14 protein-coding genes are annotated in these 13,647 nt (G+C 59.2%); 6 read left to right on the top strand and 8 right to left on the bottom strand.

Going from position 1 to position 13,647, the window contains the following annotated elements; translation table 11 throughout:
* Positions 1 to 3: 3 nt before the first annotated feature.
* The 3 genes from scpB to rluB all read left to right on the top strand — a co-directional run bounded on the left by scpB (position 4) and on the right by rluB (position 2,652).
* Positions 4 to 978, top strand: a complete 975-nt coding sequence (gene scpB / locus EJA70_RS10245; RefSeq protein WP_158830666.1) for an SMC-Scp complex subunit ScpB — start codon at positions 4 to 6, stop codon at positions 976 to 978.
* A gap of 104 nt (positions 979 to 1,082) precedes the next feature.
* Positions 1,083 to 1,274 (top strand): DUF1289 domain-containing protein, encoded by a 192-nt coding sequence (locus EJA70_RS10240; RefSeq protein ID WP_008088829.1) that lies wholly within the window; start codon positions 1,083 to 1,085, stop codon positions 1,272 to 1,274.
* A 154-nt stretch (positions 1,275 to 1,428) separates the two neighbouring features.
* The gene (gene rluB / locus EJA70_RS10235; RefSeq protein WP_158830665.1) at positions 1,429 to 2,652 is read left to right on the top strand and encodes a 23S rRNA pseudouridine(2605) synthase RluB; all 1,224 of its coding nucleotides are present in this window, start codon (positions 1,429 to 1,431) and stop codon (positions 2,650 to 2,652) included.
* A gap of 232 nt (positions 2,653 to 2,884) precedes the next feature.
* On the opposite strand, the gene EJA70_RS10230 is transcribed toward rluB, so the two are convergent.
* Together EJA70_RS10230 and EJA70_RS30820 are read right to left on the bottom strand one after the other, a co-directional pair.
* Positions 2,885 to 3,850, bottom strand: a complete 966-nt coding sequence (locus EJA70_RS10230) for a leucyl aminopeptidase (RefSeq protein ID WP_158830664.1) — start codon at positions 3,848 to 3,850, stop codon at positions 2,885 to 2,887.
* A gap of 72 nt (positions 3,851 to 3,922) precedes the next feature.
* Positions 3,923 to 4,060, bottom strand: coding sequence for a hypothetical protein (locus tag EJA70_RS30820; RefSeq protein WP_003222780.1), 138 nt, complete (start codon positions 4,058 to 4,060; stop codon positions 3,923 to 3,925).
* Positions 4,061 to 4,953: 893 nt separating this feature from the next.
* On the opposite strand from EJA70_RS30820, the gene EJA70_RS10225 reads away from it, so the two are divergent.
* Both EJA70_RS10225 and arfB read left to right on the top strand, forming a co-directional pair.
* Positions 4,954 to 6,366 (top strand): amino acid permease, encoded by a 1,413-nt coding sequence (locus tag EJA70_RS10225; RefSeq protein ID WP_158830663.1) that lies wholly within the window; start codon positions 4,954 to 4,956, stop codon positions 6,364 to 6,366.
* A 189-nt stretch (positions 6,367 to 6,555) separates the two neighbouring features.
* A complete protein-coding gene (gene arfB, locus EJA70_RS10220; protein ID WP_007920134.1) occupies positions 6,556 to 6,969 on the top strand; it encodes an alternative ribosome rescue aminoacyl-tRNA hydrolase ArfB in 414 nt (137 codons plus the stop codon).
* Here the strand turns inward: arfB and EJA70_RS10215 are convergent.
* From EJA70_RS10215 to phhA, 6 genes are all read right to left on the bottom strand, one after another.
* Positions 6,966 to 8,153, bottom strand: a complete 1,188-nt coding sequence (locus EJA70_RS10215) for an MFS transporter (protein ID WP_178116844.1) — start codon at positions 8,151 to 8,153, stop codon at positions 6,966 to 6,968. The genes arfB and EJA70_RS10215 overlap by 4 nt on opposite strands.
* A gap of 114 nt (positions 8,154 to 8,267) precedes the next feature.
* Positions 8,268 to 8,486: a hypothetical protein gene (locus EJA70_RS10210; RefSeq protein ID WP_256677660.1), complete on the bottom strand. Its 219-nt coding sequence runs from the start codon at positions 8,484 to 8,486 to the stop codon at positions 8,268 to 8,270.
* 34 nt (positions 8,487 to 8,520) lie between these two features.
* A complete protein-coding gene (locus EJA70_RS31085; RefSeq protein WP_016987951.1) occupies positions 8,521 to 8,652 on the bottom strand; it encodes a hypothetical protein in 132 nt (43 codons plus the stop codon).
* Positions 8,653 to 9,033: 381 nt separating this feature from the next.
* Complete coding sequence (locus EJA70_RS10205) at positions 9,034 to 10,227, bottom strand: amino acid aminotransferase (protein ID WP_158830661.1); 1,194 nt, start codon at positions 10,225 to 10,227, stop codon at positions 9,034 to 9,036.
* Positions 10,227 to 10,583: a 4a-hydroxytetrahydrobiopterin dehydratase gene (locus tag EJA70_RS10200; protein WP_003222798.1), complete on the bottom strand. Its 357-nt coding sequence runs from the start codon at positions 10,581 to 10,583 to the stop codon at positions 10,227 to 10,229. Before EJA70_RS10200 ends, EJA70_RS10205 begins: the two co-directional genes overlap by 1 nt.
* 69 nt (positions 10,584 to 10,652) lie before the next feature.
* On the bottom strand, positions 10,653 to 11,444 hold the full coding sequence (gene phhA, locus EJA70_RS10195) for a phenylalanine 4-monooxygenase (protein WP_158830660.1): 792 nt from the start codon (positions 11,442 to 11,444) through the stop codon (positions 10,653 to 10,655).
* A 374-nt stretch (positions 11,445 to 11,818) separates the two neighbouring features.
* On the opposite strand from phhA, the gene EJA70_RS10190 reads away from it, so the two are divergent.
* Positions 11,819 to 13,381, top strand: coding sequence for a sigma-54-dependent phenylalanine hydroxylase transcriptional regulator PhhR (locus EJA70_RS10190; protein WP_007920121.1), 1,563 nt, complete (start codon positions 11,819 to 11,821; stop codon positions 13,379 to 13,381).
* Positions 13,382 to 13,647 lie beyond the last annotated feature (266 nt).

The raw sequence follows: 13,647 nt of genomic DNA, 5'->3' as shown, positions 1-13,647 counted from the left end.
AACATGAACCTGACTGAACCCCGCGAGCTGGCCCCCCTGCTTGAAGCCTTTCTGTTGGCCTCGGGAAAGCCGCAATCCCTTGAGCGTCTTTTTGAACTGTTCGAAGAAGGCGAACGGCCCGAGCCTGCGGTCTTCAAGAAAGCCTTGACCCTGCTCGGCAAGTCCTGCGAGGGCCGTGCGTTCGAGCTCAAGGAAGTCTCGTCCGGTTATCGCTTGCAGATCCGCGAGAAGTTTTCGCCGTGGGTTGGCCGCCTCTGGGAAGAGCGCCCGCAGCGTTATTCCCGAGCCTTGCTGGAAACCATCGCGCTGATCGCCTATCGCCAGCCGATCACCCGTGGCGAGATCGAAGACGTGCGCGGTGTGGCGGTGAACAGCAACATCGTCAAAACCTTGCTGGAGCGTGAGTGGATTCGTGTCGTCGGCTACCGCGACGTGCCGGGTAAACCGGCGATGTTTGCCACCACCAAGATGTTTCTCGATCACTTCAACCTGAAAAACCTCGAAGACCTGCCGCCACTGGCCGAACTGCGCGAAATGGAAACCGATCCGGTGCTCGATTTCGACGACGCGCCGGTGCCGCAGAGTCTGCAGGAACTGGCCGACGCCAGCGCCGAGCCCGAGGAGGAGAAAGAGGAAACCAGTTTCCATACCTTGCTGCTGGAACTGGACAGCATGGAGGAGGGGATCAAGACCGACTTCGACGACTTGCTGCGGGATGCGGCGGATGGTGAGGCGCCGACGGTTGAAGCAGAAGTTGAGTCTGAGCCTGAGCCCGTCATTGAAGTTGAACTTGAAACCGAGCCAGAAGCCGAACCGGAAGAGGACATTCTTGGCGTCGCTGAGGCCCGCGAGAAATTGTTGGCCGCCGTCGCTGCCCTCGAACAACCCACGCCCGAACCCGAGCTGAGCGAAGAAGAAGCCGAAGCTCGCGCATTGGCCGAAGCCATCGAAGCCGAACGCCGCGAGTTTGAAGACTGAGGGGCGCCGAAAAGATCGCAGCCTTCGGCAGCTCCTACAGGGGCCGCATTCCAATGTAGGAACTGCCGCAGGCTGCGATCTTTTGATCTCCCAAAGGTACCCAAATGAGTTCGACAAAAGACCCGTGCATCAGCGTCTGCAAATTCACCGACGACATCTGCCTCGGCTGTGGCCGCAGCAAACGCGAAATCAAAGCCTGGAAGAAACTCGACAAGGACGACAAGCGCACGGTGCTCGCCGAAGCCGCGCTGCGCCTGATCAAACTCGGCAACGCCGGCCGGCGGAAAAAGAAATAACTGCCGATCGATCAGCTAGTCTCTGATGCGCGATGGCGCACATCCGCGTATGATTCGCGACCCTTCGCCGATCCCTTCGGCCGAGAACCCAGATTTCAATGCTTCAGGCGCCCAATTCAGAGCGCCTGAACAGACCACACCGGGAGGTGCCCAGATGAGCGACATCATTCAGAAAGACGACCAGGAAATCGGCCCAGCAGGCGAAAAGCTGCAGAAAGTCCTCGCCCGTATCGGCGTCGGCTCGCGCCGTGACGTGGAATCCTGGATCAGCCAGGGCCGGATCAAGGTCAATGGCAAAGACGCCACCCTCGGTCTGCGCGTCGACCTGCACGACGCCATCACCATTGATGGCAAGGTGATCAAGCGCGAAGAGGCAGCCGAATCGGTACGCCGCGTGATCATGTACAACAAACCCGATGGCGAGATCTGCACCCGTGACGACCCGGAAGGCCGTCCGACTGTGTTCGACAAGCTGCCGCGTCCGAAGGAAGGCCGCTGGATCAACATTGGTCGTCTCGACATCAACACCACTGGCTTGCTGATGTTCACCACCGACGGTGAACTGGCCAACCGCCTGATGCACCCGTCCTACGAGATGGACCGTGAATACGCGGTGCGTGTACGCGGTGAAGTCGATGACGAAATGATCGAACGTCTGAAAGCTGGCGTGGTGCTGGAAGACGGCCCGGCCAAGTTCACCGACATCAAGCAGGCTCCGGGTGGTGAAGGCTTCAACCACTGGTACCACTGCGTGGTGATGGAAGGTCGTAACCGTGAGGTTCGTCGTCTGTGGGAATCGCAGGGTCTGGTGGTCAGCCGTCTGAAGCGCGTGCGTTTCGGTCCGGTGTTCCTCAACTCCGACCTGCCGATGGGCCGCTGGCGCGAAATGAGCCAGTACGAAGTCGACATCCTCAGTGCTGAAGTCGGCCTGACGCCGGTGGCGATGCCGCAACTGAATGCCAAGAGCAAAGACAAGCTTGAGCGTATGCAGCGCAAATCGTCGCGTCCGATGGGCAAGACCGAGCGCGTACGCACGCTGCGTCCAGCCGCTGGCGCGCCGACCGGCCCACGCCCAAGCCGCGAGCCGCAGATCGAAGGTGAGCGTCCAGGTCGCAAGCCAGTTGCCGCCCGTGACGGCGAGCGCGCTCCGCGTCCGGCCAACGGTCGCACTGAACGTGGCGAGCGCGGTGCTCCTGCCGGTCGCGGTACGCCAGTGGCGGATCGTCCAGCAGACACTACCAACAAGCGTCCGGCCAAGCCTGCGCCGAAGCGTCCGGGGATCAAGCTGGTTGACGGCGACAAGCCGTCGGGCAAGCGTCGTGGTGCTCCGGCAGGTTCGGGTCAGCGTCCGGGTTTTGGTCGCAAGAAGCCGGAATAACGCAGTTGTGAGCTTCTAGCGGCAAGCTTCAAGCTCATGCAAAAACGCCAACCTCAGGGTTGGCGTTTTTTTTTGTCTGGCGAAAGTCTTGTGGTGGCTGGGGCGGCCCCATCGCGGGCAAGCCCGCTCCCACAGGGTTTTCTGTCATTCACAGAATTTGTGTACACCCATGAAACCTGTGGGAGCGGGCTTACCCGCGATGAGGCCGGAAGCAGTCCCGTCAATTCCAGCCTTAAAAGACAAAGCGGCCATCAAACACAGGTTTGTCATCCAGCGCCAAAACACCGCCCGAGAAGATCAGGTCCAGGTGATGGCTGCCCTTGGCCCCGCCGCCCAGCCCCAGATGCAACCCACAGTGCCGCTCCTCAAACCCGGCATTACGCGCATACAAATCCTTCACGCCTTCATTGGTGCCAATCCCCAATTCCTCAATCCGCCGGTTCGAGGGATTCGCATCAAGGTACTTGTTGAAATCATGCTCCAGCCCCGGTACGTCCGTGGCGATGCGGCTGATGGTCGAGTTCTCGATCCATAACTCCAGCGGTGATTCGAGTACGCCGTATTTGCGCGCAAACGGAATGGTGCTGAGAAACGTACCTTTGAACTTCACATGGCCATTGATCGCTTCGCTGTGTGTAGCGATTTCGCCGGGCGCCAGGTCGAAGTTGCCGACGCCGTTGATGTCGGTCCATTTCTTGATGCTGCTCAGCGGCGTTTCAAACCATGAGCCTTCGTCGTCCTTGAAACTCAGCGTGGTCGCGTGGGACATGCGCTGGATCAAATGGCTGTTCAATCCAGCAATCCGCTGCGGCGTGACACTGAAGGTGTCGTAGAAATAATCGCCGTAATCCTTGAACAGCAGCGACTTCTTCCAGTTTTCCGCCATCACGCTTTGCAGCGCACGGACAAACTCCGGGCCGTCAGGGCGCGGATGGGGCAGGGTGGAAGAGTCGTAGAAAAAAATGTACAGATCGCTGTCGGTAATCGCTGAGGTCAGCGCTGCGGTGCTTTCCAGATCCAGGCGTCGAGCGCTGAACTGGAAGCGTGGATGATCACCAGCCTGTTCGGCGATGGCGCCGGTCAGTGCCTGGTAATCCTCCGTGTGGCCGAGCAAAACCTGCGCCGAATCGAGGCCGGCGAGGGCTGGGTGATGTTCGAGGTAGTAAAGGAAATGCGAGATCGCGCGGGGCTTATCCATGAGTCCTCCCTGACTGACCGAGAAGAAAAGCGGCTGGCACGACCGGCCGGATCGTGCCTGCCCGGGGATGTCTTACAGAGGCCACATCGCCGTGCCGAACGGAACCACCGCGTCGGCTTGCATCATTTCCACGGCGGCTTCGTGGGTCGGTGCTTCAAACCATTCGTCCAGTTGCAGTTCGGTATCCAAGTCTTTTTCCAGTGCTTGCATGGTCGATCTCCCAGATGGTTTTTTCACGGTTGTGACTGGCCGGTCAGTTGGCCGGCGAGACGTGAAGAACCTAGTTGAGGGTTTTTTGTTATGCAAAAAATTATTTATTTAATTTTTAAATAGACTTTTTATTCCGTTTTTCTGGGGTGGTTTTCTTATTTAAAAACAGAAAACTATCCGAGCCTTTGGATGCGCACCACAGCCACCGTCAATTTGCAGACGTCCTACAGATATTTCTGAATTGGCAATATTGCGTTACGCATCGTAAAGAAATATTTACGGAAAGTGCGCTAAACCCCAGTGGAACCATCCTTGATCCGGCGCTGTAAGGAAAAGCTGCCGCAAGCCCGCCGTTCGGCCACCGTGCGCGGCTCTGGCGCGCTTGTTTCAGCGACGTTTGCAGGGTGAGATGCGCCCCATGCCTGCCGTGCAGGTGCATAACAAGAAGGAGGCGCAATGAACGCCGTGACTGATCTCCACTTCTCTCCGTGGGACGGTTTTTTCCTCGTCCTCGTCGATGGCCCGCAAAGGCCTGACTCAATTTTTGCAGCCGCTCGGGCCTCCCGAGGCGGACACACGCAATCCCGGCAACCGCCACGCTGATCCAGCGGGGTCTGGCAGCAGGGGGTTAGCGGTGTACAATGCGCCGCGTTTTAACTGTGACCCTCTGCGTAATCGCGCAACCTCAAGGCCATCCGCCTTGTTCACTCCGCCGCGCCACAAGCGTGTCGGGTTCGATTTCGTCACAGATAAAAACAAACAGGTGACGCATGACCGTTGTAAATAAGCTGAACTCCTGGTGCCTGCGCTGGGGTTTGATCGGGGCTGCTTGAAATCGCAACCTTGCAGCAACGTCTACTGAACATCATCAAACCTTGCGTGAGACCTTTTTCATGAGTGGACAACCCTCGCAATCAGGCGAGCTGAAACGCGGCCTGAAAAATCGCCACATTCAACTGATCGCCCTCGGTGGCGCGATCGGTACCGGATTGTTCCTCGGCTCGGCCGGGGTACTGAAATCCGCCGGCCCGTCGATGATCCTCGGCTACGCCATCTGCGGCTTCATCGCCTTCATGATCATGCGCCAGCTCGGCGAGATGATCGTCGAAGAGCCGGTGGCCGGTTCCTTCAGCCACTTCGCGCACAAATACTGGGGCGGCTTTGCCGGTTTCCTCTCGGGCTGGAACTGCTGGATTCTGTACATTCTGGTGGGCATGTCGGAGCTGACGGCGGTCGGCAAATACATCCACTACTGGGCGCCGGACATTCCGACGTGGGTGTCTGCTGCAGCCTTCTTCGTGCTGATCAACGCGATCAACCTGGCCAACGTCAAAGTCTTCGGTGAGGCCGAATTCTGGTTCGCGATCATCAAGGTCGTGGCAATCGTCGGCATGATTGCGCTCGGTAGCTACCTGCTGGTCAGCGGCAACGGCGGCCCGCAAGCATCGGTAACCAACCTGTGGTCGCACGGCGGGTTCTTCCCCAACGGCGTCAGCGGTCTGGTGATGGCCATGGCGATCATCATGTTCTCCTTCGGTGGTCTGGAAATGCTCGGTTTCACCGCAGCGGAAGCCGACAAGCCAAAAACCGTGATCCCGAAAGCGATCAACCAGGTGATCTACCGCATCCTGATTTTCTACATCGGCGCGCTGGTCATCCTGCTGTCGCTGACGCCTTGGGACAGCCTGCTGGAAACCCTTAACGCGTCCGGCGATTCGTACAGCGGCAGCCCGTTCGTGCAAGTGTTCTCGATGCTCGGCAGCAGCACCGCCGCGCACATCCTCAACTTCGTGGTACTGACTGCGGCATTGTCGGTGTACAACAGCGGCACTTACTGCAACAGCCGCATGTTGCTGGGCATGGCCGAGCAGGGCGATGCGCCGAAAGGCCTGGCGAAGATCGACAAGCGCGGCGTGCCGGTACGTTCGATTCTGGCCTCGGCTGCGGTGACCGTGATCGCGGTGTTGCTCAACTACCTGATCCCGCACAGCGCGCTGGAACTGCTGATGTCGCTGGTGGTTGCGACCCTGGTGATCAACTGGGCGATGATCAGCTTCTCGCACTTCAAGTTCCGTCAACACATGAACAAGACGAAGCAGGCGCCGCTGTTCAAGGCGCTGTGGTACCCGTACGGCAACTATGTCTGCCTGGCGTTCGTGGTGTTCATCCTTGGCGTGATGCTGCTGATTCCGGGGATTCAGATCTCGGTGTACGCGATTCCGGTGTGGGTCGTGTTCATGTGGGTTTGCTACGTGATCAAAAACAAGCGCAGTGCGCAAACTGCGTTGCCTGCGACCGCCAAGTAAGCGCGCGCGCAGAAACGACAAACCCGGCCAAAGTGCCGGGTTTTTCATTTCTGCACATTTCCCTGTAGGAGCTGCCGAAGGCTGCGATCTTTTGATCTTGCTTGTTAAAAGATCAAAAGATCGCAGCCTGCGGCAGCTCCTACAGGGTTCATGGCGTATCCTGTGCGCTCTGAATACGGACGCTTTTCCATGCTGGTGATTTCCAACAACGTGCATCTGCCGGATGCCGAGATCGAATTGACCGCCATCCGCGCGCAAGGCGCCGGCGGGCAGAACGTCAACAAGGTCTCCAGCGCCATGCATCTGCGCTTTGACATCCCGGCCTCGTCCTTGCCCGAGTTCTACAAGGAACGGCTGCTGGCGCTGCGCGACAGTCGCATCACCAGCGATGGCGTGTTGATCATCAAGGCTCAGCAATACCGCACGCAGGAAGCCAACCGTGCTGATGCGCTGGAGCGCCTGGTCGAACTGATCCTGAGCGCCACCAAAGTCGAAAAGAAACGCCGCCCGACCAAGCCGACCCTTGGTTCAAAGAAGCGTCGGCTCGAATCGAAAACCAAGCGCGGCAGCATCAAGGCCGGGCGCGGCAAGGTGGATTTCTAGTCTTCGCGATACTTGGCGGTGTGCTTGTACAGATAGACGCTCAGGGCCAATCCGCTTAGCGAGGCGAGCGCGGCGAAGAGGAAGATCGAGGCAAAGCCGAATCCTGCGGCAATCGCCCCGGCCAGTGGGCCGGTGATCCCCAGCGACAAATCGATGAACAGCGAATAGGCGCCGACTGCTGCGCCACGGCTGGACGCAGGCACCAGATTCACCGCTTCTACGCCCAGCGCCGGGAACACCAGCGAGAAACCGAAACCGCTCAGTGCCGCACCGGCCAGCGCCCAGTGCGCATCCGGGGCCAGCCACAACAGCAGCAGGCCGAGGGTTTCCACCGACAGGCAGGCAATCGCCACGCGGAAGCCGCCGAGGCGGTTGATCAGGTTGCCGAACAGCAGTCGCGCACCGATGAAGCTGGCGCCGAACAGGCTCAGGCACAGCACCGCGTTTTCCCAGTGCTGAGTGGCGTAATACAGGGTGATGAAGGTGGCGATGGTGCCGAACCCGATCGAGCCCAGCGCCAGGCCGCAGCCGTGGGGGAATACTTTGCCGAGCACGTGCATGAACGGCAGGCGTTCACCGGCGACAATCGGTGCGGCGGTTTTCGGCCACGCCAGCAGCAAACCAATGATCGCCAGCAAGATGATGCTGACGCCCATGCTCCACAACCCCAGTTTGTCGACGAGCCAGACACCGAACGGCGCGCCGATCGCCAGCGCACCGTAACTGGCGATGCCGTTCCAGGAAATCACCTTGGCGGTGTTCGCTGCGCCAACCCGGCCGATGCCCCAACCAATCGAACCGGAACCGACCAGACTTTCGGCGCTGCCCAGCACCAGTCGACCGATCAATAAACTGATCAAACTGAGCATCGGCATGTTCGGCGTCCACGCCGAGATCAGCATGAACACCCCGCTCAAGCCGCATCCGGCCAAACCAATCATCACTGCACGTTTGCTGCCCTTGTTGTCGATGATCTTGCCGGCATACGGGCGGCTGAGCAGGGTGGCGAGGTATTGCACGCTGATCACCAGGCCGGCGATCACCGCACCGAAACCGAGGTCGCTGTGCACGTAACCCGGCAACACCGCCAGCGGAATGCCGATGTTCAGGTAACCGATGAAGGTGAAGAGGACGATGGAAACGACTTGCAGCGTGACCGCCAGGGGGCGCTGGGGCTCGGACATAGAGGACGACATGGGTAACGATCCACGGGGACGGCAGATTAGATAGGCTGCTTATGATACCGGCGCGGACGCGTGTGGGGCGGGAAAAGTAAAACTATTTGCCGGGTGGCGGCTTCAGGATTTGTCCGGGGCAACCAGTTGCGTGGTGACCAGAGCGGCCAGGGCGTTTTCTTCGCTGCCGAAACGGGCGAGCAGGGCGGCGCGTTTTTCCGGGGTAAGGCGGTTCCAGATCTCGATCATCTTCTCGGTGGCGCCGATCAGTACGGCAGCTTGGCTTTCAGAGAATTCGTCGGTCATGGCGGGCTCGGGGTTCAGGCAGTGTGGAAAGCGCATGTTAGCGCTTTCCACACGGTCTGTACGACGGGTCTTACTCTTCGTTGTCGGCCGGACGGCTCTCAACGGCTTCTTTCGGTTCGGGCTGCCCCGCACCGGCTTGTTGCGTGGTCGTCTGCTCAGGTACGTGCAGGCTTGGGAAGGGGAGATTAGGAATCTCGTGCATGGTTGCGCTCCTCGCTAAGTCTGTTGATAGATCTGGTAGATCCGCGCTTTTAGAAAGCCTGCGCAGGATACAGCAGGAAAAATGACAATCAGACTTTTAATTGAAAATAATGCGACAGATGGCCGCAGGGGAGCAAAAACCGGGAGTCACCGCAAAACAAATGTTGATCGTTCCCACGCTCTGCGTGGGAACGCCTCAATGGACGCTCTGCGTCCGCTGTTGGGACGCAGAGCGTCCCGGGCTGCATTCCCACGCGGAGCGTGGGAATGATCAACAAAACAAATGTAGGAGCTGCCGAAGGCTGCGATCTTTTGATCTTTGTTTTTAAAATCAAGATCAAAAGATCGCAGCCTGCGGCAGTTCCTACAGGTTATTGCGGTGTTATTTGCTGACGCTGGCGATTGCTTCGGCCAGCATCGCGAGGCGCGTGGCGTCGATGCCGGCGACGTTGGCCCGGCCTGAGCTGACCATGTACACGCTGTGATGCTCGCGCAGTTGTTGCACTTGCTCCGGCGACAGGCCGGTGTAAGAGAACATGCCGCGCTGCACGCCAATGTGCGCAAAACGCTCGCGTAGACCGTGAGGCTCCAGCGCTTCAACCAGACCGCTGCGCAGTTGCGCAATGCGCAAACGCATGGCTTCCACTTCATCGGCCCAACGGGCTTTCAGCTCTGGATCAGCGAGAATGGTCGCGACCACCGCAGCACCGTGATCCGGCGGTGTCGACCACAGGTTACGGGCGATGTTGGCCAGTTGGCTGCGGATGTCGATGAGCTTGTCGGCAGTTTTCGCGCAGACAATCAGCGCACCCGTGCGATCACGATACAGGCCGAAGTTCTTCGAGCAGGAACTGGTGATCAGCAGCTCGGGGATCTCAGCCGCGAACAACCTTGTCGACCACGCGTCCTGTTCCAGCCCATCGCCAAAACCCTGGTAGGCAAAGTCGATCAGTGGCAGCAGATTGCGGCTGCGGACCACGTCGAGCACGCGCTGCCAGTCGTCGTGGTTCAAATCGAACCCGGTCGGGTTGTGGCAGCACGCGTGCAGCAGCACCACATCACCTTTCGGCACTTCATTGAGCACGGCGAGCATGGCTTCGACGTCGAGACGGTTGTCGCTGCCCACATACGGGTAGTGACTGACCTTGACCCCGGCCGCAGCGAAAATCGTTTCGTGAATCGGCCAGGTCGGGTTGCTCAACCACACGCCTTTGCCCGGCAGGCATTGGGCGATGAAGTCCGCAGCCAGACGCAGGGCACCGGTGCCGCCCGGCGTCTGAGTGGCGCCGGCACGTTGTTCGGCGATCAGCTTCGAATCGGCGCCAAGCACCAACTCGTTGATGACTTTGCCGAACAGTGGATTACCGTGGCCACCGATGTAGGTCTTGGTGTCTTGGCTTTCGACCAGTCGCGCCTCGGCGATTTTCACCGCTTCAGGGATCGGCGTCAGTCCTTGGGCATCCTTGTAGACGCCAACGCCCAAGTCGAATTTGCGCGGGTTGGAGTCCTGCGCATACGCCTCCATCAAGCCGAGGATCGGGTCGCCGGGTACCCGGCCGATGGCGTCGAAGTGCATTACTTGCGTCCTTCTGCAGTCTTGGCCACTTCGTCAGTGCGCGCGGCCATGATGAAGTCGTTGCGGTGCAGGCCTTTGATCGAGTGGCTCCACCAAGTCACGGTGACTTTGCCCCACTCGGTCAGCAGGCCCGGGTGGTGACCTTCGGCCTCGGAGATTTCACCGACGGCGTTGGTGAAGGCCAGCGCGTGCTTGAAGTTCTTGAACAGGAAAACTTTCTCCAGCTGCATGATGCTGTCGCGCACTTCGATGTTCCAGTCAGGGATCTGCTTGATCAGGATCGGCAGTTCTTCGTCGCTGACTTGTGGCGCATCGGCGCGGCAGGCTTCGCAGTGGGCTTGGTTCAATGTGGACATGGTCTGTTCCTGAATTCGATTCTTGTTGGAAATTACTATCTTTGCACGCAAGTCGCGAGCGGGTTCTGCTCAGGCCGCTTTCGGCTTTGGCGGAAATTTCGGCGCATGCAGACCCAGCTGCATGCCTTGTTTGACCATGGCCATGATGTCTTCATGGGCCACGTCGAACAGGCGCTTGAGGTTCGGCAGGACGAAGTACAGCGGTTGCAGGATGTCGATGCGGTACGGCGTGCGCATCGCTTCGAGCGGGTCGAAGGTTTGATGCTCAGGTTCGTCCGACAGCGAATAAACGGTTTCTTTGGGCGAAGACAGAATGCCGCCGCCGTAGATGCGTTTGCCTTGCGGGGTATCGACCAGGCCGAACTCGATGGTCATCCAGTACAGACGCGCCAGGTACACGCGTTCTTCCTTGGTCGCTTGCAGGCCGAGTTTGCCGTAAGTGTGGGTGAATTCGGCGAACCACGGGTTGGTCAGCAGCGGGCAGTGACCAAAGATCTCGTGGAAAATGTCCGGCTCTTGCAGGTAGTCCAGCTCTTCGCGGGTGCGGATAAAGGTCGCGACGGGAAACTGCTTGCTGGCGAGCAATTCAAAAAAGGTCTGGAAGGGAATCAGCGCCGGAACCCGCGCGACCTGCCAACCGGTGGTCTCGCCGAGTACTTTGTTGATCTCGCCGAGTTGCGGAATGCGGTCGTGGGGCAGACCGAGTTTTTCGATACCGTCCAGGTATTCCTGGCAGGCACGCCCTTCGATCACTTTCAACTGGCGAGTGATCAGCGTGTTCCACACCGCGTGTTCTTCGGCGGGGTAGTCGATAAAACCTTGCGCATCGGGCTCGCGGGCCACGTATTGCGTCTGCTTCATACTGCTCTCCTGCTAGGGGAATTCGTTCTTGTTATGTCCAGCGATGGACTCAGAATTACCCGAGAAAAGGGTGGTGTGCAGTAGGTTAGATCAGGCCCGCGCAGGAAATTTCCGTGGATTTCGTAAAGTATTCGTTACGGTTTGGTTGATATCACGCGTTTACGGTGATTGGCAGGTTTGAAAAGGTCGACAACTGTCACATAATCTTGACAACTATCTGCGCGCCTCGACAGAAAACTCCGGCGCCGTCCCCTGTAGGCCTTCGCCTGCTCGCGATTGCGGTGTATCAGTCGCCATCAATATCAACTGACCGACCGCTATCGCGAGCAGGCGAAGGCCTACAAGGTTTCTCATCGTTTATTCGGGCGATTTATATGCGTATCAAAGTCCACTGCCAGAACCGCATCGGCATCCTGCGCGACATTCTCAACCTGCTGGTAGCCTACGGGATCAACGTCGCGCGCGGCGAGGTCGGTGGTGAGCACGGCAACGCGATCTACCTGCATTGCCCGAACCTGATCAACATTCAATTCCAGGCGCTGCGGCCGAAATTCGAGGCGATTGCCGGGGTGTTCGGCGTCAAGCGGGTAGGGCTGATGCCCAGCGAGCGTCGGCACATGGAACTGAACGCCTTGCTCGGCGCGCTGGAGTTTCCGGTGTTGTCGATCGACATGGGCGGTTCGATCGTCGCGGCCAACCGCGCGGCGGCACAATTGCTCGGCGTGCGGGTCGATGAGGTGCCGGGCATTCCGTTGTCGCGGTACGCCGAGGATTTCGATTTGCCGGAACTGGTGCGCGCCAACAAATCGCGGATCAACGGCATGCGCGTCAAGGTCAAGGGCGACATCTTTCTCGCCGACATCGCGCCGCTGCAGTCAGAGCATGACGACAGCGAAGCCATGGCCGGTGCGGTGCTGACACTGCATCGCGCGGATCGCGTGGGTGAGCGTATCTACAACGTGCGCAAACAGGAATTGCGTGGTTTCGACAGCATCTTCCAGAGTTCGAAAGTCATGGCGGCGGTGGTGCGTGAAGCCCGGCGCATGGCACCGCTGGATGCGCCTCTATTAATTGAAGGGGAAACCGGCACCGGCAAGGAGTTGCTGGCGCGCGCCTGTCACCTCGCCAGCCCGCGCGGGCAATCGCCGTTGATGGCACTCAACTGCGCTGGCCTGCCGGAATCGATGGCCGAAACCGAGTTGTTCGGCTACGGCCCTGGCGCGTTCGAAGGCGCTCGCGCCGAAGGCAAGCTCGGCCTGCTGGAACTGACGGCGGGCGGCACGCTGTTTCTCGACGGCGTTGGCGAAATGAGCCCGCGCTTGCAGGTGAAGTTGCTGCGCTTTCTGCAAGACGGCTGCTTCCGTCGTGTCGGCAGCGATGAAGAGGTTTATCTGGATGTGCGGGTGATCTGCGCAACGCAGGTCGACTTGTCCGAGTTGTGCGCGCGCGGCGAGTTTCGCCAGGATTTGTATCACCGTTTGAACGTGCTCTCGCTGCACATTCCGCCACTGCGCGAATGCCTCGACGGCTTGACGCCGCTGGTCGAGCACTTCCTCGATCAGGCCAGTCGGCAGATCGGCTGTTCACTGCCCAAACTGGCGCCGGCGGCGATGGATCGGCTCAGTCATTACCATTGGCCGGGCAACGTGCGGCAATTGGAGAACGTGCTGTTCCAGGCGGTTTCGTTGTGCGATGGCGGCACGGTGAAAGCCGAGCATATTCGCCTGCCGGATTACGGCGTGCGTCAGCCGCTTGGCGATTTTTCGCTGGAGGGCGGGCTCGACGAGATTGTCGGGCGCTTCGAGAAAGCGGTGCTGGAGCGTTTGTATTCCGAGCATCCGAGCAGCCGGCAGTTGGGTAAGCGGCTGGGGGTTTCGCACACCACCATTGCCAACAAGCTGCGTGAATACGAAGTCGGCAAAGATCCCGAAGCTTAAGATCAAAAGATCGCAGCCTTCGGCAGCTCCTACAGGAGTATGCATTTCAACTGTAGGAGCTGCCGAAGGCTGCGATCTTTGATCTGTTGCCGCCAAGCGGCATAACACCGCCGGTTTTTCGACTTCGATACATTTCCCCAATCCCCGAAATCTCCCCCAAGTCCTTTGTTTACCGGGCCTCGCGCCGCCAGAAAAAAGTTGGTCTGCAAATTGCTTATGGCTCAGCAGTACAGCGGTGGGCGGCAAACGTCCGGCATGCAGAGGAA

Source organism: Pseudomonas sp. PB103 (genome assembly GCF_009764635.1).
Lineage (GTDB): Bacteria > Pseudomonadota > Gammaproteobacteria > Pseudomonadales > Pseudomonadaceae > Aquipseudomonas.
This window is presented reverse-complemented; position numbering and strand designations above follow the sequence as displayed.

What these genes read in the sequence shown, in the direction of transcription:
- rluB (WP_158830665.1), top strand. Translation starts at nt 1,429, where the DNA reads ATGAGCGACATCATTCAGAAAGACGACCAGGAAATCGGCCCAGCAGGC.
- EJA70_RS10240 (WP_008088829.1), top strand. Translation starts at nt 1,083, where the DNA reads ATGAGTTCGACAAAAGACCCGTGCATCAGCGTCTGCAAATTCACCGAC.
- EJA70_RS31085 (WP_016987951.1), bottom strand. Translation starts at nt 8,652, where the DNA reads ATGCACGAGATTCCTAATCTCCCCTTCCCAAGCCTGCACGTACCTGAG.
- EJA70_RS10190 (WP_007920121.1), top strand. Translation starts at nt 11,819, where the DNA reads ATGCGTATCAAAGTCCACTGCCAGAACCGCATCGGCATCCTGCGCGAC.
- EJA70_RS10200 (WP_003222798.1), bottom strand. Translation starts at nt 10,583, where the DNA reads ATGTCCACATTGAACCAAGCCCACTGCGAAGCCTGCCGCGCCGATGCG.
- EJA70_RS10210 (WP_256677660.1), bottom strand. Translation starts at nt 8,486, where the DNA reads ATGCGCTTTCCACACTGCCTGAACCCCGAGCCCGCCATGACCGACGAA.
- EJA70_RS10205 (WP_158830661.1), bottom strand. Translation starts at nt 10,227, where the DNA reads ATGCACTTCGACGCCATCGGCCGGGTACCCGGCGACCCGATCCTCGGC.
- phhA (WP_158830660.1), bottom strand. Translation starts at nt 11,444, where the DNA reads ATGAAGCAGACGCAATACGTGGCCCGCGAGCCCGATGCGCAAGGTTTT.
- EJA70_RS10230 (WP_158830664.1), bottom strand. Translation starts at nt 3,850, where the DNA reads ATGGATAAGCCCCGCGCGATCTCGCATTTCCTTTACTACCTCGAACAT.
- EJA70_RS10225 (WP_158830663.1), top strand. Translation starts at nt 4,954, where the DNA reads ATGAGTGGACAACCCTCGCAATCAGGCGAGCTGAAACGCGGCCTGAAA.
- EJA70_RS10215 (WP_178116844.1), bottom strand. Translation starts at nt 8,153, where the DNA reads ATGTCCGAGCCCCAGCGCCCCCTGGCGGTCACGCTGCAAGTCGTTTCC.
- scpB (WP_158830666.1), top strand. Translation starts at nt 4, where the DNA reads ATGAACCTGACTGAACCCCGCGAGCTGGCCCCCCTGCTTGAAGCCTTT.
- EJA70_RS30820 (WP_003222780.1), bottom strand. Translation starts at nt 4,060, where the DNA reads ATGCAAGCACTGGAAAAAGACTTGGATACCGAACTGCAACTGGACGAA.
- arfB (WP_007920134.1), top strand. Translation starts at nt 6,556, where the DNA reads ATGCTGGTGATTTCCAACAACGTGCATCTGCCGGATGCCGAGATCGAA.